Source organism: Lysinibacillus sp. RC79, assembly GCF_041262405.1.
In the GTDB taxonomy this organism is placed as follows: domain Bacteria; phylum Bacillota; class Bacilli; order Bacillales_A; family Planococcaceae; genus Lysinibacillus.
Genome location: NZ_JBGCCD010000001.1, coordinates 319,977 through 345,645 on the forward strand (window position 1 = coordinate 319,977; position 25,669 = coordinate 345,645).

General features: G+C 37.4%; 24 protein-coding genes and 1 other RNA gene. 21 read left to right on the forward strand and 4 right to left on the reverse strand.

Going from position 1 to position 25,669, the window contains the following annotated elements; translation table 11 throughout:
* The first annotated feature begins 67 nt into the window (after window positions 1-67).
* The 16 genes from aspS (at window position 68) to ABH968_RS01620 (ending at window position 15,277) form a co-directional block, all read left to right on the forward strand.
* Entirely contained in the window at window positions 68-1,837 is a 1,770-nt protein-coding gene (gene aspS / locus ABH968_RS01545; RefSeq protein ID WP_370041934.1) for an aspartate--tRNA ligase, read from the forward strand.
* A gap of 139 nt (window positions 1,838-1,976) precedes the next feature.
* Window positions 1,977-2,176, forward strand: a non-coding RNA gene (gene ssrS, locus ABH968_RS01550) — 6S RNA.
* Between the two features lie 343 nt (window positions 2,177-2,519).
* Window positions 2,520-3,677, forward strand: coding sequence for an N-acetylglucosamine-6-phosphate deacetylase (gene nagA, locus ABH968_RS01555; protein ID WP_370041935.1), 1,158 nt, complete (start codon window positions 2,520-2,522; stop codon window positions 3,675-3,677).
* A gap of 31 nt (window positions 3,678-3,708) precedes the next feature.
* Window positions 3,709-4,431 (forward strand): GntR family transcriptional regulator, encoded by a 723-nt coding sequence (locus ABH968_RS01560; RefSeq protein WP_370042171.1) that lies wholly within the window; start codon window positions 3,709-3,711, stop codon window positions 4,429-4,431.
* 4 nt (window positions 4,432-4,435) lie between these two features.
* On the forward strand, window positions 4,436-5,155 hold the full coding sequence (locus ABH968_RS01565; RefSeq protein WP_370042172.1) for a sugar isomerase domain-containing protein: 720 nt from the start codon (window positions 4,436-4,438) through the stop codon (window positions 5,153-5,155).
* 17 nt (window positions 5,156-5,172) lie between these two features.
* On the forward strand, window positions 5,173-5,442 hold the full coding sequence (locus tag ABH968_RS01570) for an HPr family phosphocarrier protein (protein ID WP_370041937.1): 270 nt from the start codon (window positions 5,173-5,175) through the stop codon (window positions 5,440-5,442).
* 112 nt (window positions 5,443-5,554) lie between these two features.
* On the forward strand, window positions 5,555-6,730 hold the full coding sequence (locus ABH968_RS01575) for a GNAT family N-acetyltransferase (protein WP_370041939.1): 1,176 nt from the start codon (window positions 5,555-5,557) through the stop codon (window positions 6,728-6,730).
* Between the two features lie 323 nt (window positions 6,731-7,053).
* Window positions 7,054-7,365, forward strand: a complete 312-nt coding sequence (locus ABH968_RS01580; protein ID WP_370041941.1) for a PTS sugar transporter subunit IIB — start codon at window positions 7,054-7,056, stop codon at window positions 7,363-7,365.
* A gap of 13 nt (window positions 7,366-7,378) precedes the next feature.
* Window positions 7,379-7,699: a PTS lactose/cellobiose transporter subunit IIA gene (locus ABH968_RS01585; RefSeq protein WP_370041943.1), complete on the forward strand. Its 321-nt coding sequence runs from the start codon at window positions 7,379-7,381 to the stop codon at window positions 7,697-7,699.
* Between the two features lie 45 nt (window positions 7,700-7,744).
* A complete protein-coding gene (locus ABH968_RS01590) occupies window positions 7,745-9,073 on the forward strand; it encodes a PTS sugar transporter subunit IIC (protein WP_370041945.1) in 1,329 nt (442 codons plus the stop codon).
* Between the two features lie 26 nt (window positions 9,074-9,099).
* Window positions 9,100-10,182, forward strand: a complete 1,083-nt coding sequence (locus ABH968_RS01595; protein ID WP_370041946.1) for a DUF871 domain-containing protein — start codon at window positions 9,100-9,102, stop codon at window positions 10,180-10,182.
* Between the two features lie 124 nt (window positions 10,183-10,306).
* Window positions 10,307-11,281, forward strand: a complete 975-nt coding sequence (locus ABH968_RS01600) for an N-acetylglucosamine kinase (protein WP_370041948.1) — start codon at window positions 10,307-10,309, stop codon at window positions 11,279-11,281.
* A 628-nt stretch (window positions 11,282-11,909) separates the two neighbouring features.
* Window positions 11,910-12,671 carry a tRNA threonylcarbamoyladenosine dehydratase gene (locus ABH968_RS01605; RefSeq protein ID WP_132356940.1) on the forward strand — a complete coding sequence of 254 codons (762 nt, stop codon included), beginning with the start codon at window positions 11,910-11,912 and terminating at the stop codon, window positions 12,669-12,671.
* 338 nt (window positions 12,672-13,009) lie between these two features.
* On the forward strand, window positions 13,010-13,399 hold the full coding sequence (locus ABH968_RS01610; RefSeq protein ID WP_370041950.1) for a hypothetical protein: 390 nt from the start codon (window positions 13,010-13,012) through the stop codon (window positions 13,397-13,399).
* A gap of 172 nt (window positions 13,400-13,571) precedes the next feature.
* Window positions 13,572-14,132 (forward strand): hypothetical protein, encoded by a 561-nt coding sequence (locus tag ABH968_RS01615; protein WP_370041952.1) that lies wholly within the window; start codon window positions 13,572-13,574, stop codon window positions 14,130-14,132.
* A 428-nt stretch (window positions 14,133-14,560) separates the two neighbouring features.
* Window positions 14,561-15,277: a hypothetical protein gene (locus tag ABH968_RS01620; protein ID WP_370041954.1), complete on the forward strand. Its 717-nt coding sequence runs from the start codon at window positions 14,561-14,563 to the stop codon at window positions 15,275-15,277.
* A 101-nt stretch (window positions 15,278-15,378) separates the two neighbouring features.
* On the opposite strand, the gene ABH968_RS01625 is transcribed toward ABH968_RS01620, so the two are convergent.
* Window positions 15,379-16,668: a replication-associated recombination protein A gene (locus ABH968_RS01625; protein WP_370041955.1), complete on the reverse strand. Its 1,290-nt coding sequence runs from the start codon at window positions 16,666-16,668 to the stop codon at window positions 15,379-15,381.
* A 190-nt stretch (window positions 16,669-16,858) separates the two neighbouring features.
* Between ABH968_RS01625 and cymR the strand changes: the two genes are divergently transcribed.
* The 4 genes from cymR (at window position 16,859) to ABH968_RS01645 (ending at window position 20,422) form a co-directional block, all read left to right on the forward strand.
* Complete coding sequence (cymR, locus tag ABH968_RS01630) at window positions 16,859-17,278, forward strand: cysteine metabolism transcriptional regulator CymR (RefSeq protein WP_053596201.1); 420 nt, start codon at window positions 16,859-16,861, stop codon at window positions 17,276-17,278.
* Window positions 17,279-17,357: 79 nt separating this feature from the next.
* Window positions 17,358-18,506, forward strand: a complete 1,149-nt coding sequence (locus tag ABH968_RS01635; protein ID WP_370041957.1) for a cysteine desulfurase family protein — start codon at window positions 17,358-17,360, stop codon at window positions 18,504-18,506.
* A 49-nt stretch (window positions 18,507-18,555) separates the two neighbouring features.
* Window positions 18,556-19,680, forward strand: coding sequence for a tRNA 2-thiouridine(34) synthase MnmA (gene mnmA / locus ABH968_RS01640; protein WP_370041959.1), 1,125 nt, complete (start codon window positions 18,556-18,558; stop codon window positions 19,678-19,680).
* A gap of 82 nt (window positions 19,681-19,762) precedes the next feature.
* Complete coding sequence (locus ABH968_RS01645; protein WP_370041961.1) at window positions 19,763-20,422, forward strand: tetratricopeptide repeat protein; 660 nt, start codon at window positions 19,763-19,765, stop codon at window positions 20,420-20,422.
* 614 nt (window positions 20,423-21,036) lie between these two features.
* On the opposite strand, the gene ABH968_RS01650 is transcribed toward ABH968_RS01645, so the two are convergent.
* The 3 genes from ABH968_RS01650 to hisA all read right to left on the reverse strand — a co-directional run bounded on the left by ABH968_RS01650 (window position 21,037) and on the right by hisA (window position 23,017).
* Entirely contained in the window at window positions 21,037-21,780 is a 744-nt protein-coding gene (locus ABH968_RS01650) for a GTP pyrophosphokinase (protein WP_370041963.1), read from the reverse strand.
* A 170-nt stretch (window positions 21,781-21,950) separates the two neighbouring features.
* Window positions 21,951-22,253, reverse strand: coding sequence for a hypothetical protein (locus ABH968_RS01655; protein ID WP_370041964.1), 303 nt, complete (start codon window positions 22,251-22,253; stop codon window positions 21,951-21,953).
* Complete coding sequence (gene hisA, locus ABH968_RS01660) at window positions 22,250-23,017, reverse strand: phosphoribosylformimino-5-aminoimidazole carboxamide ribotide isomerase (protein WP_370041966.1); 768 nt, start codon at window positions 23,015-23,017, stop codon at window positions 22,250-22,252. The genes ABH968_RS01655 and hisA overlap by 4 nt, the downstream gene beginning before the upstream one ends.
* Before the next feature lie 189 nt (window positions 23,018-23,206).
* On the opposite strand from hisA, the gene recD2 reads away from it, so the two are divergent.
* Entirely contained in the window at window positions 23,207-25,642 is a 2,436-nt protein-coding gene (gene recD2 / locus ABH968_RS01665) for an SF1B family DNA helicase RecD2 (protein ID WP_370041967.1), read from the forward strand.
* Window positions 25,643-25,669 lie beyond the last annotated feature (27 nt).

Sequence of the window (25,669 nt, forward strand, 5' to 3'; positions counted from 1 at the left end):
CAGCCGGAACGGAAATCAACCTTAAGTTATGGTGATGAGCCAAATAAATTTTGGAGGAATTAATTAAATGGCAACAAGAACGCATGCTAGTAACGAACTTTCAGAAGCATTAAAAGACGAAAAAGTCGTATTAAAAGGTTGGGTACAACGTCGTCGCGACCTAGGTGGTTTAATTTTCATTGATTTACGTGACCGTACTGGAATTACACAAGTTGTCTTTAGCCCTGATGTTGCAGAAGCACACGCACTAGCTGATAAAGTGCGAAGTGAGTACGTAATTGAAGTGGAAGGGACAGTCATTCTTCGTTCAGAAGATCAAATCAATCCAAATGTACCAAACGGTAAAATTGAGGTAGAAGCGACAAAATTAATCGTCATTAATACGGCAAAAACAACACCATTCCAAATCGAAGATCGCACTGACGTATCTGAAGATTTACGTTTAAAATATCGTTATCTTGACCTACGTCGTCCTGTTATGTTTGATACATTCAAAATGCGTTCAGACGTTACTCGTACAATTCGAAACTTCTTACAAAATGAAGGCTTTTTAGAAGTAGAGACGCCAATTTTAACAAAATCATCTCCAGAAGGAGCTCGTGACTATTTAGTGCCATCACGTGTTCATGAAGGTGAATTTTATGCATTACCACAATCACCACAGCTATTTAAGCAATTATTAATGGTGTCTGGTTTCGAAAAATACTTCCAAATCGCACGTTGCTTCCGAGATGAAGACTTACGTGCTGACCGTCAACCAGAGTTTACACAAGTTGACATTGAAACAAGCTTTTTAACACAAGAAGAAATTATTGAAATGAACGAACGCTTAATCCAAGCAGTTATGAAAGAAGTAAAAGGCATTGATATCCCTGCTCCATTCCAACGTATGAAATATCAAGAAGCTATGGATCGTTACGGCTCAGATAAACCTGACGTACGTTTCGGCTTAGAGCTAGTCGCTTTAAATGATATTTTTGATGGCTGTAATTTCAAAGTGTTTGCTGATACAGTAGCACAAGGTAAGCAAGTAAAGAGTATCAATATTAAAGGTGCAGCAGATAAATACTCTCGTAAAGACATGGACGAGCTAACAAAATTCGTTGGTATTTATGGAGCAAAAGGTCTTGCTTGGTTAAAAGTAACAGAAGAAGGCTTAAATGGACCAATTGCAAAATTCTTTGACGAAGCATTAGCAGCTTCATTAATCGAACGCATGAAAGCTGAAGTTGGCGATATTTTAGTATTTGTAGCTGATCAAGCTTCTGTTGTAGCAGCATCTCTAGGTGCACTACGTACGAAATTAGGTCAAGACTTAGGTTTAATAGATGAATCACAATTTGCATTCCTATGGATTACAGATTGGCCATTATTAGAGTACTCTGAAGAAGATGGTCGCTACAAAGCAGCACACCATCCATTCACACGTCCATTTGACGAAGATATTCAGTTAATGGAAACTGATCCATCAGCTGTTCGTGCACAAGCATACGATATCGTATTAAATGGTTATGAGCTTGGTGGAGGTTCATTACGTATTTATGAACGTGAATTACAAGAAAAAATGTTTAATTTACTTGGTTTCACAGAAGAAGAAGCAAGAGCTCAATTTGGCTATTTATTAGAAGCATTTGAATACGGTGTACCGCCACATGGAGGTCTTGCATTTGGTCTTGACCGCTTCGTAATGCTACTTGCTGGCCGCACTAACTTACGTGATACAATCGCATTCCCGAAAACGGCAAGTGCTAGTTGCTTAATGACAAACGCACCGAGTGAAGTGTCTCCTGATCAATTGAGCGAGTTAAGTTTAGCCATCAAACCATTCAGAAAATAATTAGTACTTCTAAATACCTGGATTTCCTAGCAAAAACTGTTGGGAATCTAGGTATTTTTTGCGTTTTCGCAAGAATTTAGATTTTTTAAAATAAAATAGTTTGAATTATCAGAAATGTCATGTTATTATAACTGTAATACGAATCCTGATGTGTTTGTCTAATTGCTAGCTCTACTTAACAGTTTTGACCGAACACTTTAGAATCGGGAGCCTTCATTTTGTAGTCGCAAACAAGCCCCATGCGGAGCGGGACGTTTAAAGCTGCAAAGCGGGCACCCCCCTGCGAAATGCGGGTTCAAAACGAATGTTTCTTGGCATAACGGCACAATCGGGATTCGTCATACATAGTTAATAAGCACAAAAGGAGCATTTAAATAGCTCCTTTTTTTAGTGCAAGTAATTGGTTTATTTAAAAATACAACTACAAAAAGCAGGATTTAACCTAATCCAAACTTTTGGTTACGAAGGTGTTCTTAGGAATCTTCTACTTCTAAGAGAAGTGAAAGTTAGAATAGTTTAATAGTTTGTAAATTACGTGTTGAATAAAAATTTAGAAAATATGAAAAAATCACTTTTTATTTTTGGAAAAGCATCATATAATTGGTATAGACAACTATACCTAATAGAATGGTTGCTTGTTAGCTTCAGTCAAGCTCCTCAAAAACGTTTAGGGGGTGATCTATTGAAAAATACGCTTTTAATTTCCAATGTTACGATAGTCAATTATGATGAAGCACCATTTAAAGGCGATTTACTCATTGACAATGGTAGGATTATCAAAATAAATAATAACTTATCTGATATGGCCGAGCATTATATAGATGGCAAAGATAAAAATTGGTTACTGCTACCTGGCTATATTGATATGCATATACATGGCTCTGCTGGGCATGATGTGATGGATGCTACGCAATTAGCATTACATCAAATGGCACGCTCGTTAGTACAGGAAGGCGTGACAGGCTTCCTTGCTACTACAATGACGCAATCTATAGAAGCAATTGAAAGCGCTTTAGCTAATGTTGCTCAATTTGAAAGCAATGATGATGAGGCAAGTTTATTAGGTATACATGTAGAAGGGCCATATGTATCGAAAAAACGGGCAGGTGCTCAGCCAATAGAGTACATTATTTTACCGTCTACTGAGCAATTTGCATCCTGGCAGAACTTAAGTAAGCAACGCATTAAACAAGTAACAATTGCACCTGAGATAAAGGGAGGCTTTACGTTTATTGAATCGTTAAAGGATTTAAATGTTATTGCGTCCATTGGCCATTCTGACGCATCAATTGAGGAAGTGGATAAGGCAGTAGCAATGGGAGTAAGGCAGGCTACACATTTATATAACCAAATGCGCCCTTTCCATCATCGCAATCCAGGTGTCGTTGGAGCAGTGCTTTTAGATGATCTAGTAAAGACTGAAATTATCGCAGATTTCGTGCATAGCCATCCTCAGGCTGTTAAGTTAGCGTATCGTATAAAAGGAGCGAAGGGCATTATCTTAATTACCGATGCGATGCGGGCAAAAGGCTTACACTACGGTGATTATGATTTAGGTGGTCAAACTGTTCATGTTTCTAAGGATGGCGCTCATTTATCTAATGGGGCTTTAGCTGGTAGTGTGCTAACGATGGATCAAGCAGTAAAAAATATGAAATCAATTACCAATTGCTCTTTGCGGGAAATTGTCGCAATGTCCTCTACGAATGCGGCTAATCAATTACAGCTAGCAACTAAAGGTCGTATTGAAGAAGGCTATGATGCAGATTTTGTATTACTGGATGAAAATTTAAATGTACAAAAAACTATTTGTCGGGGTAAAGTTGTATTTGAGAAATGAAAGTAAAGAGGCGATAAGGATGGTGCAACACTTGTTAGATAAAAATTCTCATATACCTATCTATATACAAATAGAAGAAATCATTAAACAACGGATTTATTTAGAAGAATACAAAATCGGAGAAAATATACCTTCTGAGCGAGAACTTTCTACGCAGTTTGATGTTAGTAGAATGACTGTTCGTCAATCAATCACAAATTTAGTCAATAGCGGTTTGCTGTATCGTGAAAAAGGGAGAGGTACATATGTCGCTAATCCAAAATTAGAACAACCGCTAAAAGGATTAACAAGTTTCACAGAGGATATGCGGGCTAGAGGGATGGAACCAAGCAGTAAAGTTTTACGCTTTGAAAAAATCGTACCAACAATTGATATTGCTGGAGATCTGATGTTAGAGCCAGGCGAAGAGGTATTCTTCGTTGTACGAATTCGTAGTGCAGATTCCAAGCCAATGGCAATCGAAAGAACATATATTCCAGTAAAAGTATATCCAGAATTAGATGAAAAGAAAATAATGGGGTCATTGTATGCGTTAATCGAAGCAAAATTCCATCAAAAAATTGGAAATGCTATTCAGCAAATGGAGGCAGCAATTGTTCCGAAAGAAGATGGAAAATTTTTGCAAATTAATCATACTGCACCTGTATTAATTATTAAACGTACGAGTTATTTATCTGATGGAGTTCCGTTTGAGCTTGTGCGAAGTACTTATCGAGCTGATCGATACAAATTCATTAGTGAAATTAAAAGGTGATCCTATGGATGCATATTTTCTAGAAATTCAAAAGCTAATGCAGGTCGTGAAGGAGCAAGAATATGCCCAAATAAAAGAAGCCGCACAATTAATTGTACAAAGGCTTCATCGCGGGGGAATTGTCCAATTATTTGGTTGTGGTCATTCCCATCTTTTAGCACAGGACGGTTTTTATCGTGCGGGAGGGCTTGTACCTGTACGTCCTATAATTATAGAACCTTTAACATTACACGCAGGAGCGATGACGTCATCTGAAAATGAGAAGGACCCGACTATCATTGAACAATATAAAGATCATTTTGATTTTCATGAAAATGATGTTTGCATTGTTATTTCAACATCCGGGAGAAATCAAGCACCTATAGATGTAGCATGTTTAGCGAAAGAAGCAGGAGTGCTGGTCATGTCTCTGCAATCTCTTGCATATTGCGAACAGCCGAGCCGCCATCAAAGTGGACAGCGCTTAGAGGATGTAGTAGATATAGTTATCGATACGCATATACCAATAGGAGATGGTTTGCTGCATCACAATGAAATACAGTATGCACCATCCTCTACAGTTATTGGTTCAATTATTTTAAATGTATTATTTAGTGAAGTCATTGAGATCATGGCCATATCTGACGAAGTATTACCAGTTTTTAAAAGCAATAATGTTGACTCGAATTCGTCTCATAATGAGGCTATGATTGCCTATTATCAACATCGAATTAACTTTAAATAACAAGCGGAGGGATATCTATGAAGAAAATATATAAAATAACAGCACCGGAGGGACTACATGCTAGACCCGTAGCTTTACTTGTAACTGCAGTCACACCATTTGAGTGTGATGTTCAGTTAACGTATAAAGAGAAATCGGTCAATTTAAAATCAATTATGGGTGTTATGGCACAAGGAGTAGCACCTGGAAGCATTGTAGAAATTTCAGCAGATGGGCCCGATGCTGAGAAGCTTTTTCAAACAGTAACAGAAGTATTTGTTTCTAAAGGACTTGGAGAGGAATGCTAAAAAATAAAAGGCATTGTTGTATATCAGGGGCGAACTAAAAAGATTCAAGGTAGTTATTAAGTTCATCTAATAGTGCGGGAATATTCAGTGTTGGAAGGAGGTGATTTTGCAGATGGAAATAAAAATAATTCCACCAGAAGATTATAAGCAGGTACATCAATTAAGAGATTATTGTTTTCCTAATAAGTATACTGATGCGCGGCGAGATGATTTTCATTATTGGGTTGAGCATAGCACAACATTGGGTGCTTACGATGAACATAAAGTAGTTGGACAGCTATTAATATTGCCACTTAATATGACAATCCATGGTAAAAATTATGATATGGGTGGAATTGGCTTTGTTGCAACCTATCCTGAGTATCGGCAGCGGGGCATTATCAAAAAGCTTATGACAGAGGCACTGAAGAAAATGCGAGAGAGTGGGCAAAGTATTTCTGTGTTAGCCCCATTTTCTGTATCCTTTTATCGTTATTTTGGATGGGAATTGTTTTTTGAGAAGCTATATTATACGATTCCTCAGTCGATGTTTCCTTCTTTCGGAAAGCAGCTGGACGTAGTAAAACGTATGAGCTTTGAATGGCCAGATCGTGATCTTTTTCAGGCGATTAAGGATTTTCATAATGCACAGGCACTTTTCCATAATGGAAGTATGCTACGAGATGTTGCTTGGTGGAAAAGAATAGAGAGAAGGATGCCTGATAGTCATTTGGCGGCCTATTTTAAGGCTGATCAAATTGCAGGTTATATTCGTTATATCATTCAGGATGGAACGTTTGAGATTCATGATTTTATAGCTGAGGATTTACAAGCAGAACAAGCAATTTGGCGTTTTATAACGTCGCATGCGGCGAGTGTAAATAGCATCAAGGGAGTTACTTCTAACAACCATCAATTTGGCTTCTATTTTAAAGAACCACAGTTTAAAAAGGAAGTCGTTCAAGATGTAATGGTAAGGATAGTTGACGCTATGAGGTTTATGCAACATTATCCGTGGGGCGATATTCAGGAACCGTTATATATTCAAATTGAAGATGCGTTTTGTAGTTGGAATGAGCACGTATATAAAATAAATAAAAGTGGAGATGTCTCGATAATTGAGACAAATTCTATCCCAGAAATGCATATGTTAACATTACCAATTAATCTTTTTTCAGCGATGATGGTTGGCTATCTTTCTGTAAAGGATGCGGTTTTGTATGCAAATAAACAATTGGCTGAAGAGATAATTGATCGATGGCAGTTAGCGTTACCCTCAAATAAACCAGCCTTCTATGAATATTTTTAAAAACAAATTAACAATGTATGACGAGACATTTATTCAAAAGTGGATATGAATGAATAACTTTTGAACATTTAATTCGGAAAATTAAAATTTTTTAAGTTTTTTTCTGGACTATACCAGTTTGAAGAATCCTTTCAGTAGTCTGTAAAAACGATATAGCCCAGTTTTTAAAGCTATTTCCTAAGTAAGTAAATTGTGTAAAAAGTATATTGTGGTATATACCAATAGGTGCTATTCTCAATTTAAGAAAGCGATTTCATAGTCGGAAATTACAAAAATTAAAGTTTGCTAGAAAGACGAACTTTATCATGAAAAGGAGTGTTTTGATGAAAAACATTATGCTAGTGTGCGTAGCGGGAATGAGTACTAGTTTGCTAGTGTCAAAGATGCAAAAAGCCGCACAAGAACAAAACATTGAGGCAGATATTTATGCAATTGCTGAAAGTGAGGTTGACAAAGTATTAGCTACTAAAATGGCGGATGTACTGCTATTGGGTCCACAAGTTCGGTACTTAAAAGGGACTTTTGAAAAAAAATACAAGGAAATGGATTTTCCAATTGATGTCATTAACATGATGGATTACGGCATGATGAATGGCGAAAATGTTTTAAAGCAAGCGTTAACGTTGATTGGTTAAGGGGGAGACGGCAATGGAAGAAACAGTTTTGATGGAATCCATTATGGGACTGATTGTGCACAGTGGTAATACGAAAAGTGAGTGTATGGAGGCTATCCAGCTAGCAAAAAATGGGCAGATTCAGGAAGCAAAGGAAAAAATACAGTTAGCTAACGATTCATTGATTGAAGCGCATCATTCTCAGACAGCTCTACTGTCACAAGAGGCAAGGGGAGAAAAAGTAGAAGTGTCAATGCTGTTAATTCACGCACAGGATCATTTAATGAATGCCATTACGTTTCGTGATTTAGCATCTGAAATGATTGAGTTGTATGAACGAATCAAAGGGGAATAGCATCAAACCTTGATGTCACAATAAAAAGTAAAGGGAGTGTGTGAAATGTTCCGTTTTTTAGAAGAAAAATTTGTGCCGGTTGCAGCTAGAGTAGGGAATCAGCGTCATTTAGTTGCCATTCGAGATGGATTTATTACGATCATGCCATTGACAATTCTTGGAACACTTGCGTTACTTGTGAATAATTTGCCTATTAAATTTTATCAAAATGGGCTCGATGCTATCTGGAAGCATGAAACTTGGACACAGTGGGGCGGCAATATCTGGGGAGCAACATTCGGAATCCTCTCACTGTTATTGGCCTTTACAATTGCTTACAATCTTGCCAAAAGCTATGACAAGGATGGACTTTCAGCCGGTGTCATCAGCCTTTCCAGTTATATGACGTTTGGAACCTTTGGTGAAGGTGGATTAACAGGGTTAACAACAGGTACTGGTGGTTTATTTATAGCCATGATTATTGCTTTGCTGTCAACTGAAGTATTTTGTAGATTGGCTGGTAATCCTAAACTACTAATTAAAATGCCGAATGGTGTACCACCGGCTGTTTCAAAATCATTTGCAGCGTTACTACCTGCTATAATTACAATTGGTTTGTTTGCTCTAGTTCGTACAATCATTTCGGCAGGCTTCGATATTCCTGATATTGTCGGTTCTTTCTACTCTGCAATTCAAGAGCCGTTTATGGGCTTAACGAATACATGGGTTGCGGCTTTAGTTTTAGCATTTATTCCTACGTTTTTATGGACATTAGGTGTTCACGGTGCTAATATCATCGAACCATTTATGCAATCAATAAATTTACCAGCGATTGATGCGAATATGCAAGCAATTTCAGCTGGAGAAGTAGCGCCATACATCGTAAATAAACCATTCTTTGATGCCTTCATCAATATGGGTGGTTCCGGTACGACAATAGCACTTATTATTGCTATATTCATTATCTCTAGAAAGAATAAGCAATATAATACCGTTGGAAAATTGTCGGCAGCACCAGGGATTTTCAATATTAATGAACCATTACTTTTTGGTCTTCCAATCGTATTAAATCCAGTTTTATTTGTACCGTTTATTTTGACACCAATGATTAACGTAACAATAGCTTTCTTTGCAACGAAGTGGGGCTTTGTGCCGGCAGCTACGGTTGCACCACCATGGACAACGCCACCGATTATAAATGGATTTTTAGCAACAGCATCTTGGCGAGGGGCAGTGCTTAGTTTTGTCTTACTTATTATAGCTGTATGTATTTACCTACCATTTTTATCAATGGCAAACCGCATGGCGAAACAGAATGAACTGAAAGCTGCTGAATCAGCGTCTCAAAACGAACAGCATGTTTCAGAATTAGAAAATCAAAAAGTAGAAGTGTAATTGTGAACTAATGGAGGTATTTGCAATTGAGAAGATTAGGGATTTCACTATATCCTCAGCATAGTACACTAGAAGATATGAAGCGGTATGTTCAACTCGCTCATGACAATGGTTTTGATCGAATATTTACTTGTCTAATGTCGTTAAATAACGATCAGGAACGACAAAAATTACAGCAAATCAATAAATTTGCGCAGCAGCTTGGCTTTGAAATTTCAGCTGATATTGCACCGGCTGTTTTTGAAGATTTAGGCTTAACGTATAAGGATATTGGTTACTTTAAGGAGCATTATCATTTAGCGGCATTGCGCTTAGATATGGGTTTTTCTGGCCAGGAAGAAGCGTTTATGTCTCTCGATGCAAGTAATTTAAAAGTAGAGTTAAATATTAGTAACGGTACGAAATATGTAGAAAATATATTATCCTATCAACCGAATAAAGATCATATTATTGGCTGTCATAATTTTTATCCGAGACGTTTCACAGGTCTATCACGTCAACATTTTTTACAAACATCTCAACAATTTAAAGCAAATCATATTCGAACAGCAGCAATGATTTCATCACAGCATGCTATGTTTGGGCCTTGGGAAAAAACCGAGCATGGCTTGCCAACATTAGAAGAGCATCGTCATCTGCCAATTACTGTGCAAGCAAAGGATTTATGGCACACTGGTTTAATAGATGATTGTATTATTGGCAATATGTATGCTTCTGAGGAAGAAATAAGTGCATTAGGCCAATTAAATCGCCATAAGCTAGAGCTGAAGGTTGAGCAGTCTGTTGAAACGTCTGTTTTAGAAGAAGCAATCCTTTTTATGGAGCCACATTTTAATCGTGGCGATGTTTCGGATTATGTAATCCGTAGTACACAATCTCGTGTTAAATATAAAAATGGTGACTTCCCTGCACATGATAGCCACCCATTAAAATTTGGGGATGTGACTATCGATAATAATTTAGATGTACGTTATAAGGGTGAGCTTCAAATTGTTTTAAAGGAAATGCCGAATGCCGGATCAACAAATGTTGTGGCAAGAGTTGTAGAAGAAGAGCAATTCTTATTAGTAAATATTCAGCCATGGGCATCATTTGGCTTTACAAAATGATTACAGAAGAAGGGATTAAGCCATTAGTTGATAGTGCTTAATCCCTTTTTTATCTTTATTAAGCAATGTTTTCTGAGCGACAGCTACGCTAAGCGAAATTGACTTAGAAGAAAGGAGTAAAGATATGTATGTATTAGCGATTGACGGTGGTGGAACGAAAACGTCAGCAGTGATTTGTGATGAACTGGGCAATGTTTATGCTAAAGTAGTAACGACTCGGAGTAACCCAACAGCTATGGGTATTCAATATTTTAAGTTAACGATTCATGATATACTACAAAATTTACAACAACAAAATCCGCAAGTATTTGCAGCCATAGATAGTTGTTTTGCTGGCATGGCTGGAGTTAAGGAGCTACAGGCAGAAGAAGTTGTAAAATCGATAGTACGTCAATACATTCCTAAAACAGCACATGTTATTGTTGATAATGATGCTCTAATTGCACTTTATGCAGGTACACTTGGGCAGGCAGGTATTGTGCAAATTGCAGGGACAGGAGCCATCACAATGGGCTACGATCGTGAGCAACATTTTCATAGAGTAGGGGGCTGGGGTTATCTTTTTGATGATGAGGGCAGTGGCTATGATTTAGGGGTTCAAGTGCTGAAGGCTATTTTTCAAAGCTATGATGGACGAGGAGACCCAACAGCTTTGACAGATGTTGTATTGCGTTATTTTTCTGTGGAAAATGTACCACAATTAATTGAGTGTATATATGGAGAGGAGCATCCTCGGACAGTGATTGCACCGTTAAGTAAATATGTTTTTGATGAGGCAGAAAAAGGAGATCGTGTTGCTATTCAGATCATTGAGGATGCTTGTAAGAAATATTATGTGGCGATTAAAGCGTGTTACTCTCATATGACTTGGGAGGAAGGGGACGTACCTGTCGTATTGGTAGGTGGCGTTTTTAATAATGAAACATATTTTGTACCGAAATTACAGCAATTCGCACAAGCTGACGAGATACCATTGCAATTTATGGCACCAGTCTTACAACCAATTGGCGGGGCAGCAATTGCAGCCTTCAAGCAAATAAACGTTCAGCTCTGCTCAGATTTTGCGAAATCTTTCTCCAAAAATTATGAACAGGCATGAAAGTGATAAGACTAAAGGCAATTGGATTACGTGTGTTATTCAATTGCCTAAATTTTCTACTTCAAGCTGTGAACATATAGATTTTTATGGGCACAATTCAAACTTTACATACTAAAAAAAGTATTTTAACTTCTTTCAGCGGGTGTCCAAACATCTGTACCTGTCGCTACGCTTTCGGTACAAAAGACATCCGCTGAAATAGAGGAACTCAGTCTAAGAACGCCACGTCTTGTGGCATTACCGAAATGACCGACATCGTGTCGGCCCTCACGCAGGCCTAAGCACAAAGCCGATTCCGGACGCAATTATGCCGAGGCATAATTGATTTAGTAGGAATACTTATTTTTTTAGTTATAATTTTCACTTGATGAATATCGTGATAAAATGTAAGATAGGTTTGATTTTATCTTAGTATATAACTAGGTTTACTAATAAAGTAATCAGTGGGGGGCTTTATCTACCGCTGATCACAAAATCGGGCTTTTACGGGCAGTGTATCGCCCACCTAACTTCTTTGCATTCACTAGATGTTGAGGTGGGAGTGTTGTACTTGACGCTTCGCTTGCGGTAAAGATAAATTACTGCCCGTTAAAGCGGGATCAAAATTCAATAGACGGAGAGTGTAAGGATGTTACATCAATTTTCACGTAATGAGCTCGCAATAGGAACAGAGGGACTCGAAAAATTAAAAAATACAACGGTAGCCATTCTTGGCGTAGGCGGTGTAGGTTCATTTGCTGCTGAGGCATGTGCACGAAGTGGTATTGGCCGCATTATTTTGGTGGATAAGGATAATGTAGATATTACGAATGTTAATCGTCAATTAGTTGCCTATCTTTCAACGGTTGGAAAATCTAAGTCAGGTGTCATGAAAGAGCGTATTGCTGATATTAATCCAGAATGTGAAGTAATTGATATGCATATGTTTTACACGGAGGAAACATATGAGGAATTTTTCGCACAAGGCATAGATTATGTCATTGATGCGAGTGATACAGTGATGTATAAAATTCATATTATGAAGGAATGTCTAAAGCGCAATATTCCAATGATATCTAGTATGGGTGCAGCAAATAAAATGGATCCTACTCGTTTCAAAATTGCGGATATTTCTAAAACGCATACGGACCCATTGGCTAAAGTAATTCGTACAAAATTACGTAAGGATGGTATTCATAAAGGAGTAACGGTTGTGTTCTCAGATGAGAGTCCTATTGTAGTTCGTCCAGATGTTGTGGAGCATGTCGGTAAACCAGATGCAGCTATCCGTAAAGCAAAAATGCCTCCATCTTCCAATGCATTTGTTCCTTCAGTAGCTGGATTAATTGCAGCAAGTTGGGTAGTAAATACAATCTTAAAAGATGTAAAAATTACACGTGTACAAGGTTAAAAAACTTTGAAAAATCTGTTATGTCGATAAATTTAAAAAGTTGGGCGATAAATTCAAAAAGTTAGGCGATAAATTAAGAATTTTCACCGATAAATTAATAATATTTATCGATAAACTCAAATAATTTCTCGATAAAAATAAAAAACTGATGATGAACCATTTTATGGAAGCGGCTGTCTCGATGTCAGACAGCTGCTTTTTCTATGCTACAATAGGAGCGTTGTAAAAAAGAGGTCTACGATATTTGCTAGGGTATCTATACAATTTAAGATGTTTGGGCAGCTTCGCATTATGACTCCTCCAACATTTGCTGTAGAAACTATAATAGGAGGCGTTTTATGATGGAGAAAATCTATCAAATGGAATATAGGGGCTTAAATCTATTCGATGAAATTAGCACTGTAGAATTAGCTATCGATGAAGAAGGACAAACAATACACATATTTGATGTTGGCCAGGTTGTTAGCCCTATTTTTAATTTTGATGTTTCGGCTTTCGAACTATCAGACGGTTTTTACAAAATGGCGGATATACTTCGACATAAACATATATTGACAAATCAACAGCCAGATAGTGAACTAACGCTTAGTGAGTGGTTAATTACAAACACTGCCTATTTTTATATGCCACAAAAAAGAATAAAAAAATATGGACAAGGAAGTATTATCGAAATTGTTGATCGAACGAAAGAGCAATCTTTATTTGATGATTATGTACAAAGAATATAATTTTACCAAAATTGTTCGCCTTACGTGCTCAAAAATGCTATTAATTCACTAAATTGCCTTATTTTTTTCATGTGACCACTTCTTTATTTGGTTTATTGCTATAATTTTAATAATTCCAATAGATAATAAATCAGTTTGTTTAGAATGTGCAGGACTGCTTAGGGGAGTAGGAATGACGTTTAGAAAACAAATGCCAACATCGGAGAGTGGTAAAATGGAAATTCAAGTAATTCGTGATCATTTAGACATTGTAAAGCTTCAAGAGAAAATGAATGATATTGTATTTGATTATTTGGATACATCTAATAATTATCCAAAGGCTATGAAAGGACTAAATCCTTTATATACACAAGCTACAACATTTTATAAAGAATATCTAAACAATAGAACGGGTGAATTACCAAGTGCCAACACATATTGGCATTTGTTTATAGATTGTTGTGCAAAGCTTTGCTACTTTTTAGCGGCATCAACTTATTATTCATCCAATGAGTTACAAAAAACACCTGAAAAAGTTGAGCAATTATTAACGATTGCCGCCTATTCTTTACCTAGCATTGACCAAGAAGAGAATGAACAATTATTGTCAGCAATTTTTGCACTTTATAGTGAAGTCGTGGGGGATGAAGAGAAAACAGTATCGCTACGAAATGCAGTACTTGAACAAAAAGGTGCAGTCAAACAATGCTTACAACAATTTAAAGTATTTGTTGATAATGAAATTACGAAATAATTTAGGCGTGATTTATCATCACTTTCATAAAATAGAATAACAGTCTAGAATCTGCTTACTTTTTGCGGTTGATCTACCAATCCTTACAGCACACTGCTTTGTGAGGGAGGATTGGATTTCCAACTCATAAAGTTTTGCAGATTTTTTTGTGAATGTTAATAGATTTTGTGAGAAGATCGTTATAGTAGTGTTAAAATTTTGTTGTACGGAAATAAAATAATGACTTTTTTCTTAAAAGGGATTTATAAATTTTTGTCGAAATATAGTTAAAAAATTGAAAATCTATGTGTAAGGTTTATGCCTCATCATCAAAACGTACACCATATTTAAGTTGATTGGAGTACCAATCACAATGAAACTCAACCCACGTTATGGTGATGATCATGGTTTATTCCATACAGTAAGCATTTTAAGAAGGGGGCTGTGCAATGTTAATAAACGGTATTGAAATCGATTTGGCGAAATTAGAAAAACCACTCTTATTAGTAAGTGAGGATGAGGAACTTCTATTTCGACAGCTTATACAGCCAACACTTGAACATGAGCTTATCCAATGTCAATTAGCTCTCTCGACAAGAAAATCTATCTCATTAGTTAGGGATTTTTGGTTGGCTATGTATAAAGATCGAGAAAAATTATATATCAACAGTGGACATGCGCTCCTGTATCCAATTCGTTTCATCATATTCGAACTGGTGACACAAGCCGACTACTTTAAACGTTTGTCGAAAAAATCTTTTGGAGATGAGTCTCTGTCACTCATTTATGCCGTTGTCCTATTACAGTTTGTCTTACGGTGGATAAAGGAACGTTTTAGTGATAACAAGGAAGTTTATGAGGCATTAAAATTATTATATAGAACTACAGATGATCATGTAGATGATCAAACCTCTCCATCAAGAGAGCAATCAATTGGTCAAGCAATTGCTGTAAAAGCAATTCGCTCTGAAGTACGGGAGAACGCCCAGGAGTTTGCTAGTCTACTCTATCAAACCCACAATTTTCTTCATTATTTACATGATATCGAAAAAGAAAAAGAGGAAAAAGAAACGACTAAATTACCATCAATGAGAAATGTAGAAGATACATTAAACCAATTTTACAATAAGCGCTATACAACAAATAAGGCAACCTTTACAGGGTGATTGCTTAGCAGTCAGTCCTGTTTTTAGTAACAAGATAAAAGAAAATAAGGCGCTTCTTGTTAAAATTGAAGTGCCCTATTTTTAATAGTAATGTAACGATATTACTTTTCATCCTTATGAAAAGATTTAAGCTTTTCGTAGATTCCTGCCATTCGTTTTTCTTCACCTGCAATAACAGGTTTATAAAATTCGGTTCCCACAAGCTCATCGGGTAAATATTGCTGGTCGATCCAGCCACCGAATGTTCCAACAGGGCTGTTATGGGGATATTGATAACCTACATGACCTAAATCTTTTGCCCCTTCATAATGAGCATCGCGGAGATGATGTGGAATATCGCCTGTTTTTCCTTCATGAATGCTAGCAATGGCTGCATCGATAGCTATAATTGCAGAATTGGATTTGGATGCAAGGCACATTTCAATAACAGCACTTGCAAGCGGAATACGCGCCTCGGGTAGCCCTAAGCGCTCAGCCGCTTGTACAGCCGCAAGCATATGGGGTCCTACATCAGGATTGGCAAGGCCTATATCTTCATAGGCCATAACAAGTAAGCGTCGACTAACAGCTACTAAATCACCTGTTTCCAATAAATGAGCTAAATAATACAATGCTGCATTTGTATCACTTCCACGAACTGATTTTTGTACTGCAGATAGTAAATTATAAAAATGGGATCCTTTTTTATCACCATAAACGCCAATTCTGCCGATAAGATGCTCAATGATATGATCAGCAGCAATTGTTTGACCGTCTACTTCATCACTTGCATAATAAATTGATTCAAGCAAAGTTAATGCCTTCCGTGCGTCACCATTAGCTGCTTCAGCAATTTGCTCAATTTGATGATCTGTTAATACAAAATGATGTTTAGCTAGCCCGCGTTTTTCATCAGAAAGTGCTTTTTTTACAAGTTCGATTATATTTTCTTTCGTTAAACGTTTTAGTTGATATATTTCTCCGCAACGTGAGCGAATAGCGGGATTAACATCATGATACGGATTTTCCGTCGTAGCTCCAATTAACACGATAGAACCGTTTTCAACATGTGGTAACAAAGCATCTTGCTGTAATTTATTAAAACGATGAATTTCATCTAAAAAAAGAAGGACTTTCCCAGATATTCGAGCTTCCTGTACAATATCCTCAACGTCCTTTTTACCAGCGCGAGTAGCATTTAGTGCGAAAAATGGAAGCTTCGAGCTTCCTGCTATGGCATTCGCTATTGACGTTTTCCCGATACCTGGCTCACCGTATAGTAGCATGGATGGAACATGCTCATTTTGAATCATTTTATAAAGAGCGGTGTTTAGACCGATAAAATCTTGGTGTCCTACAATCTCTTCAAGGGTTAAAGGACGCATGCGATAAGCGAGTGGTTCGTTATGCATTAAAAATTCCCCCTTTCAATTATTATGTTTTTTCGTGCTTATAATGAAGCGTTAATAGTATTTTGCCTAACTATACTAAGGCGCAATTAATAGTATATCATAACCTCCCGAGAGTATTTCCGAGTTCTTCGAGAGGAGATTATGATATACTGTTGGTAGTATTTTGACTAGACTATTTGAGGGTGATAAAATGAAAATTTCTACAAAGGGCCGTTATGGGCTAACGATTATGATTGAATTAGCAAAGCATTATGGAGAAGGACCTATTCCACTACGCAAAATCGCTGCTGAAAAGGAGCTTTCTGAGGCATACTTAGAGCAGTTGGTTTCACCATTACGTAATTCTGGCTTAGTGAAAAGTGTACGTGGTGCATATGGTGGGTATATGCTAGCAAATCCACCAAGTGAAATTTCGGCAGCTAATGTTATTAGTGTGTTAGAGGGTCCAATTCAACCAGTAGAAGGTATTGAAAATGAAGAAGCACCTCAGCGAGAGTTGTGGCTCCGCATTCGTGATGCTGTGAAAAATGTATTGGATACAACGTCAATTGAGGATCTAGCTCAATATACTGAGGAAAATGTAGCGGAAGGCTATATGTTCTATATTTAAAATTAGGCTAAAGTACATCTCCCTACCCTGAGGAAGGGAGATGAGTCTTTAGCGCTTTTCGTACAAAGGAGTTTTCAACATGAATTCATATATTTATCTCGATCATGCAGCGTCATCACCAATGAATGACAAAGTAATAGACGCTATGACTACAGCAATGCAACAGGTTTATGGGAATGCATCAAGTATTCATGGGATAGGTCGAGAGGCACGTAAATATTTAGATAATGCACGTGAAATACTTGCCCAATCAATTGGTGCTCAACCTGGGGAAATTATTATAACAAGTGGCGGAACAGAGGCGGATAATACGGCTATTTTTGGCACTGTTTATGCACGGGCTGCTGAAGGGAAGCATATCATTACCACACAAATTGAACATCACGCTGTGTTACATACTTGTGAAAAACTTGAGCGAGATGGCTTTGATGTGACATATTTGCCGGTTGATGAAAAAGGACGTGTTTCTGTAGAAGACGTGCGAAATGCATTACGTGAGGATACAATTTTAGTAACGATTATGTACGGCAATAATGAAGTTGGTACGATTCAACCGATTGCTGAAATTGGTGACTTGTTACGTGAACATAAGGCTATTTTCCATACAGATGCTGTTCAGGCATATGGTTTAGAGTCAATTAATGTTGCTGAGTTACATGTTGATTTACTAAGTGTTTCCGCACATAAAATTAATGGTCCTAAAGGTATTGGTTTCCTTTACCAAAAAAAAGGAACACCATTTACTAGTTATGCATTAGGGGGAGCGCATGAGAAAAAACGTCGTGCAGGTACTGAAAATGTGCCCGCAGTGATTGGCTTTGCTACTGCAGTGCAAATTGCAAATGAGTTGCGAGAAGAGAAGCGCGCACTATACAATCGCTTTAAGCAAATGATGCTGGATGTTTTTACGAAGGAAAATCTAGCATTTCATGTGAATGGAGATTTAGAAAATACGCTCCCACACGTTTTAAATGTAAGTTTTTCTAGTATGGAAGTAGAGTCATTCCTAGTAAATCTAGATATGGCAGGTATTTGCGTATCGAGTGGTTCAGCGTGCACTGCTGGCGCCATTGATCCATCACACGTTTTAGTTGCGATGTTTGGACAAGGGGTAGAGGAATTACGTAACTCGATCCGCTTTAGCTTCGGTCAAGGTTTAACAGAAGCTGATGTACAACATGCGGCTGAAAAAACAGCAGCGATTGTGAAAAGACTAGCGAAAAAATAATTCGCTAAAAAATTTGATTGGAATTTGAATAAAAGAAAAGGTGACCAATATGAAAGAAACACGTGACCCCTCACAAATTCGTGTTGTTGTCGGCATGTCCGGTGGGGTAGATTCTTCGGTTGCTGCATATTTGCTAAAACAACAAGGATATGAAGTAATCGGGATTTTTATGAAAAACTGGGATGATACAGACGAAAATGGCGTTTGTACAGCTACAGAAGACTATGATGATGTTATTAAAGTATGTAATCAAATCGGGATTCCTTACTATGCAGTGAATTTTGAAAAGCAATATTGGGATAAGGTTTTCACATACTTTTTAGAAGAATATAAAGCAGGACGCACGCCAAATCCTGATGTTATGTGTAATAAAGAAATTAAATTTAAAGCGTTTTTAGAGCATGCGATGGATCTAGGAGCTGATTATTTAGCGACAGGTCACTATGCTCGAGTTGATCGTAGTGGCGATGGCGAAGTTAAAATGCTTCGTGGTATTGATAATAATAAAGATCAAACGTATTTCTTAAATCAATTATCACAGGAACAATTGTCGCATGTAATGTTCCCAATTGGACATATTGAGAAAAAGGAAGTCCGTAAAATTGCGGAGGAAGCTGAGTTAGCTACAGCGAAGAAAAAGGATTCAACAGGAATTTGCTTTATAGGAGAGCGTAATTTCAAAGAATTTTTAAGTCAATTTTTACCAGCTCAACCTGGTAAAATGGAGACGATGGATGGTGCCGTAATGGGCCAGCATGACGGATTAATGTACTATACACTTGGTCAACGTCATGGTCTTGGAATTGGTGGTGATGGTGAACCTTGGTTCGTGTTAGGGAAAGATTTGGAGCGCAATGTGTTACTAGTGGGACAAGGTTTCAATAATGATTCACTATTTTCTACTTCACTGACTGCTGTGAAAATGAACTATACTTCGACAAAAAAATTGCCCGGGAAATTTTCATGCACAGCAAAATTCCGTTATCGTCAAACAGATACACCAGTAGAAGTGGAAATTTTAGAAGATGGACGTACACATATTACGTTTGCTGAGCCAGTACGTGCGATTACGCCTGGACAAGCTGTTGTACTATATGACGGTGAAGAATGTTTAGGTGGCGGTACAATCGACGAAGTTTTCAAAAATAATGAAAAACTAACATATGTAGGTTAATTTGCGAAAAGACTGCTTATACTCTTTCCTAAAGCGTATAGAATTTAGGCAGTCTTTCGCTACATAGAGGTGAAGAAAAACAATGGATTTTAACGAGCAAGGCATTCAAGCGTTTCAAGAAAAGCGCTACGAGGATGCTGCACAACTTTTTACACAAGCGATTGAAGAAGAGCCTAAAAACCCAATAGGTTATGTGAATTTCGGAAATCTCTTAGCAGTCTTAGAGGATACTGAACGAGCAGAACGCTTTTTTCAAAAAGCAATCACTGTCGATGAAACAGCAGCAACTGCTTATTATGGTTTAGCAAATTTATATTATAATGCGGAACGATATGCGGAAGCAGTAAAGCTTTATGAGCAAGCACTAAAACATAAAATTGAAGGCGCAGATGTGTATTATATGATGGGCAAATGCTTTGAACGAATGGAAAATTCGAAGCTTGCACTGCCATACTTACAACGAGCTTCAGAGCTTGCACCAGAAGATACACAAATTCGTCTAGCATATGCGATCGTGCTATGTGCATTAGAAATGTTTGAAGAAGGTAAAAGGGAATTAGATTATTTGATTGAACAGGATTGGAATAACGCAGATGCACATTATAATTTAGGTGTATTATATGCGGTATCTACTGAGCAAACAGAAGATGCTATGTACCACCTAAAACAAGCATTTACATTACAGCCAGAATACGACCAAGCACGTTATCTTTACGATATGATTGCACAGCGATTTAACTAATATAATTTAAAAGCTCTCAAAAATACTGAAAGGATGCCAAAATTACATTGGCATCCTTTCAAATTGTCTACAAGAGAACAAAAATATATTAAAGTGTATCAATAAGCAAAGGTTGATTTTCACTCCGAGTTGGCGCTTTCCGCGGGCTTGGCTTCAATCTCCTCGTCACTACGTTCCTGCGGGGCTTTCAGCGCAAGCTCATCCCGCAGGAGTCGCCACTCTCCTTGAAAAATCAACAACTCCTCAGCAAAAGTATTATTATTATAAATAACATCCTATGCTAAATAATACATGCTAGGTGAATTGTTGATTGGAGTGGAGGCTGGGCGACTCCTTGGGGATCAGCAATAGAGGAACGAAGGCTAAAAGCATCACTTCCTGTGATAACGCCTTCGTGACCAACATCGTGTTGGCCCGAGACCCTGGAGCGAAGCGGCTCATCGGACGCCCCCAGGAAGCTCTGCTCTGCGCGAAAGCGAAGCGTCAGCGGCAAAGCGCCCAGCCGGAACGGAAATCAACCCCTCGTTGTGCCGAAGAGTAATACTATTCATTTACGTAATAGGATTTCAACAAACTAAAAGGATGCCGAAACTAGTTCAGCATCCTTATTTATTTTAATCTTCATCATCCTCGGAATGATCATCAAATGGTAGTTGATAGATATATTGTGCTAAATGTGCAATTGGAGTAGTTTCTAAAAATGATGACTCTGCTTCGTTCGCTTTTAAAATATTGATTTCTTCATTCAGTCGTTCCATTTTTCGATCGAGTTCAGCTACTTGAATGGCTGCCTCCTTCAACTCAAAACGGATATGTTCAGGTACTTCCTTGTTGTATTTGTAATAGATTTTATGTTCAAGGCTGGCCCAGAAGTCCATTGCAATTGTACGAATTTGAATTTCGACATAGACCTTTTCCATACGATCAGACATAAAAATTGGGATTTTTATAATAAGATGCAAGCTTTGATAGCCATTTCCCTTTGGGGATGCAATATAATCCTTTACCTCCACAACTTCAATATCATTTTGTGCCTGTAACATTGCACTCACTTTATATATATCTTCTACAAAGGAGCATGTAATTCGGACGCCTGCGATATCACGAATGTTTTCACGAATTGCTTCAATAGATGGCTTAAGGTTCCTTTTCTTGACCTTCAATAATATACTTTTCGGTGATTTTACTCGAGTTGATAAATGCTCTATCGGGTTATATTCATGAATTAGTTTAAACTCTTCTTGTAAAATATTTATTTTCGTTTCAATTTCTTGCAAGGCAAATTTATAGGCTAAGAAGAAGCGTGTTAATTCTGTTTGTAAAGTTTTTATAGTGGTTGCTTCAAGTTCATTTTTCATACTACATAAAATCCTTTCTTTTAGTTGTTAGCTCACAACGAAGTAACTAAATATTTAATATTCAATATTAGCTTAACAAAAATAACGACTAAATAGAAATAAGTGCTCTGAATCTATGTATTGCATTCTTGTTTCATAAATTTACATTGTAAAATTAAAAAAGGGGGTGTTTAGTCCCCTTCGTAATCAACGATAATTTCAGCATGTAAGTTGTATCGTTTATTAAATTCATCAACGAATATTTGTAAATCGATATAAATGCCAATATAAGGCTCTGTTTCTTGATCACGTAAGAAGCCGCATGTTGCCTTTAAAGATTTTGAAAACTCAAGTAGCATTTGTTCATCATCTAGCTGTATATGTAACGAAAGAGAATTATCCTTCGTATTTATCTTGAAATATTTTCCATATATAATGCGTTCTAAATTTGTTTCTTGAAAAGGGAAAACATAATCCTTATATATTAACTTCACAATACCCCGCCTTTTTTGCAATAATGCACCACATTTGAATAAGGTAAATCTCCACCAAAAATTGAAAGAGCGCTACCGATCGTCACATGAAGTTTACCATTTGAGATGTTTTTAAATTTCTTTAAGTCTTGTAAAGATCGAATTCCACCAGCATATGTTGTTGGAATAGTTGTCCAAGTGGCTAAATCTTGCACTAAGCTTTCCTGCATACCGCCTTTTTTCCCTTCCACATCAACAGCGTGAATAAGTAGTTCATCACAGAAATTTTCGATAAATGCAATAGACTCAGCATTTACTTCAAAATCACTAAACTTTGTCCATTTATCAGTAACAACAAACCATTTTCCATCGCGCATACGGCAGCTTAAATCGATGACAAGATGCTGTTTACCGATAATCTGTACTAATTGCTTTAATCGATCTAAATGGAGTTTGCCATCATTGAATATAAATGATGTGACAATAACATGGGTAGCTCCCGCATCAATATACTTTTTTGCATTTTCCGTGGTGATGCCGCCACCAACCTGCAACCCTTGAGGATATGCTGCTAGTGCTGCTAATGCGGCTTCTTCGTTCCCATCACCTAGCATAATGACGTGACCACCTGTTAATTGATCCGTGGCAAACATTTTTGCATAATAACTAGAGTCATGATTTGAAATAAAGTTCTCAATAACTTCTTGATCTTTATGACCTAATGTGCTGCCAACAATTTGTTTTACTTTGCCATCGTGTAAATCAATGCAAGGTCTAAATTCCAATAGTTTCACAATCCTTCCGTGCAACAAATTCACCTATATCATAGCATGTAAAGGTTGATAATAACCGTGAAATGTTATTTATCAATACGATTTTAAAAGAATTTAGTGAATTCTCTTTTTAAACGATTTTTCACATTATGGTGTGGTAAAATATAATGATTGAAATGAACACGAAAGGACGAACCGAAAATGGCAGAGAATCTTGATTTATTTGAACAAAATAAATTTTTTATACTCGGACGTCCAATCGTCTCTATCTTCCATAATGCACAAAATATGTATTCGATAGTTCGTGTGAAAATTCAAGAGACCAACTTACAGTATGAGGATAAGGAAATAATAGTTGTTGGATATTTTCCGACGTTACAGATGGATGAACAATATCGTTTTACAGGATTATTAAGACAACATCCAAAATATGGAGTACAATTTCAAGTAGAGATATTTACAAAGGAAGTGCCAGCAACAGAGCAAGGAATTATTCATTACTTATCGAGTGACTTGTTTGTTGGAATCGGAAGAAAAACTGCTGAAACAATCGTAGAGAAACTAGGGGCAAATGCGTTACGTCTTATTTTAGAGGACCCAAATGCGCTCGATGCTGTACCTCGACTATCGGCTGAAAAAAAAGAGGTTATCCATCGTACGATTGAACAAAATTTAGGCTTAGAACGAGTGATGATTCAACTGAATGAATGGGGTTTCGGACCACAGCTCGGCATGAAAATTTACCAAACATACCGAACAGAGGCCGTTGAATTATTAACTGAAAATCCATACCGCCTTATTGAAGATGTAGAGGGTGTTGGTTTCTTTCGTGCCGACGAGCTAGGTTCAAAATTAGGGATTACTGGCAATCATCCAGACCGTATTAAGGCGGCGATTTTACATACTCTAAATACAGCAGCATTATCGGATGGGCATGTATATTTAGATGCAGAACATGTGTTACCGCTAGTAAAAGATATGCTTGAGCAAAGCCAACGAGAGGAAATTCCTTTTGAGATCATTTCTAAAGCTTGCATCGAATTGCGTGAGGAAAGTAAAATTTGTGGGGAAGAAACGAGATTATATTTACCATCTCTATATTTCTCAGAAGTAGGAATTGCATCAAAAATATTAACTTTAATCGAACGTAACAATAAGGCTGAACATTTTAGTAAGGCTGAAATACGCAAAGCGATTGGTGAAACAGAAGAGATGCTCAATGTCACATATGCTGAAACACAAGCGAATGCTATTGAACAAGCTTTAAACTCAGCTGTTATGATTTTAACTGGTGGACCCGGTACAGGTAAAACAACTGTTGTTCGGGGTGTAGTAGAAGTGTATGCAAAGTTACACGGACTATCATTAAACCCGAAGGAATACGTACAAAAAGAAGAGCCCTTTCCGATTATTTTATGTGCTCCAACAGGACGTGCTGCCAAGCGTTTATCGGAATCAACAGAACTTCCAGCAATGACAATCCATCGATTGCTAGGCTTTACTGGTCAGGAGAAAGAGGAAGAAACTGAGCGTGAGGTTACAGGGAAACTCATTATTGTAGACGAAATGTCGATGGTCGATACTTGGCTCGCGCATCAATTATTAAAATCCTTGCATGAGGATGTGCAAGTTGTATTTGTTGGCGATCAAGATCAGCTTCCACCAGTGGGACCAGGACAGGTGTTAAAGGATTTGTTGGCTTCCGGGCAATTACCTACTGTCGAATTAACAGAGGTTTATCGACAAGCAGAGGGCTCAACGATTATTGAACTTGCTCATCAAATTAAACGTGGTAATATCACAAACGATCTAACGTTAAAGACATCTGACCGTTCATTTATTAAAGCCTCCTCAGATCAGGTAGCAAGCGTTGTTACACAAGTTGTGAAAAGTGCGGTTGCGAAAGGTCAAGAAATTCGTAATATCCAAGTGTTAGCACCAATGTACAGAGGTCCAGCAGGAATAGACAATTTAAATAAAATGATTCAGGATCTTATTAATCCAAACGACACTGGTACTAGAAAAGAGCTCGTCTTTGGTGATGTCACATATCGTATAAAGGATAAAGTCTTACAGCTTGTCAATCAACCAGAGAGCAATGTTTTTAATGGTGATATGGGTGAGGTAATCAGTATTATAAAGGCAAAGGAAACAATTGAGAAACAAGATTTACTTGTTGTGTCATTCGACGGTATTGAAGTAACTTATCAACGGAGTGACCTCAATCAATTGACACTTGCCTACTGTTGTTCAATTCATAAATCGCAAGGCTCTGAGTTCCAGACAGTTATAATGCCGGTTGTACGAGGCTATTCTAAAATGCTGCGTCGTAATTTGTTATATACAGGTATTACGCGTGCAAAAAATTTCTTGATTTTATGTGGTGAACCTGATGTGCTAGCAGATGGTTTACAGCGTACGGATGATTTACAGCGCTTTACGTCTCTACGTGCAAGGCTCAATCCAATGAATAATGTTGCAGAGGAAGTTGTAGAAGCAGAAATTGTTCCATTAAACGAAGATTTACAAAATGAAAAACAATCCATTGATTTCAAGCTAACGGTAGAAACAGAACCATATATCCATCCATTGATTGGAATGGATGGTGTCTCGCCGTATGATTATTTAGATAAGTGAGTTAATTTCATAAATTTAATCCCTTTA

Coding starts and splice junctions, on each gene's coding strand:
- ABH968_RS01575 (WP_370041939.1), top strand. CDS start 5,555: ATGGAAATAAAAATAATTCCACCAGAAGATTATAAGCAGGTACATCAA.
- recD2 (WP_370041967.1), top strand. CDS start 23,207: ATGGCAGAGAATCTTGATTTATTTGAACAAAATAAATTTTTTATACTC.
- ABH968_RS01590 (WP_370041945.1), top strand. CDS start 7,745: ATGTTCCGTTTTTTAGAAGAAAAATTTGTGCCGGTTGCAGCTAGAGTA.
- ABH968_RS01615 (WP_370041952.1), top strand. CDS start 13,572: ATGACGTTTAGAAAACAAATGCCAACATCGGAGAGTGGTAAAATGGAA.
- aspS (WP_370041934.1), top strand. CDS start 68: ATGGCAACAAGAACGCATGCTAGTAACGAACTTTCAGAAGCATTAAAA.
- ABH968_RS01625 (WP_370041955.1), bottom strand. CDS start 16,668: ATGCATAACGAACCACTCGCTTATCGCATGCGTCCTTTAACCCTTGAA.
- ABH968_RS01645 (WP_370041961.1), top strand. CDS start 19,763: ATGGATTTTAACGAGCAAGGCATTCAAGCGTTTCAAGAAAAGCGCTAC.
- ABH968_RS01570 (WP_370041937.1), top strand. CDS start 5,173: ATGAAGAAAATATATAAAATAACAGCACCGGAGGGACTACATGCTAGA.
- ABH968_RS01585 (WP_370041943.1), top strand. CDS start 7,379: ATGGAAGAAACAGTTTTGATGGAATCCATTATGGGACTGATTGTGCAC.
- mnmA (WP_370041959.1), top strand. CDS start 18,556: ATGAAAGAAACACGTGACCCCTCACAAATTCGTGTTGTTGTCGGCATG.
- ABH968_RS01650 (WP_370041963.1), bottom strand. CDS start 21,780: ATGAAAAATGAACTTGAAGCAACCACTATAAAAACTTTACAAACAGAA.
- ABH968_RS01635 (WP_370041957.1), top strand. CDS start 17,358: ATGAATTCATATATTTATCTCGATCATGCAGCGTCATCACCAATGAAT.
- cymR (WP_053596201.1), top strand. CDS start 16,859: ATGAAAATTTCTACAAAGGGCCGTTATGGGCTAACGATTATGATTGAA.
- ABH968_RS01605 (WP_132356940.1), top strand. CDS start 11,910: ATGTTACATCAATTTTCACGTAATGAGCTCGCAATAGGAACAGAGGGA.
- ABH968_RS01565 (WP_370042172.1), top strand. CDS start 4,436: ATGGATGCATATTTTCTAGAAATTCAAAAGCTAATGCAGGTCGTGAAG.
- ABH968_RS01610 (WP_370041950.1), top strand. CDS start 13,010: ATGATGGAGAAAATCTATCAAATGGAATATAGGGGCTTAAATCTATTC.
- ABH968_RS01620 (WP_370041954.1), top strand. CDS start 14,561: ATGTTAATAAACGGTATTGAAATCGATTTGGCGAAATTAGAAAAACCA.
- ABH968_RS01580 (WP_370041941.1), top strand. CDS start 7,054: ATGAAAAACATTATGCTAGTGTGCGTAGCGGGAATGAGTACTAGTTTG.
- ABH968_RS01600 (WP_370041948.1), top strand. CDS start 10,307: ATGTATGTATTAGCGATTGACGGTGGTGGAACGAAAACGTCAGCAGTG.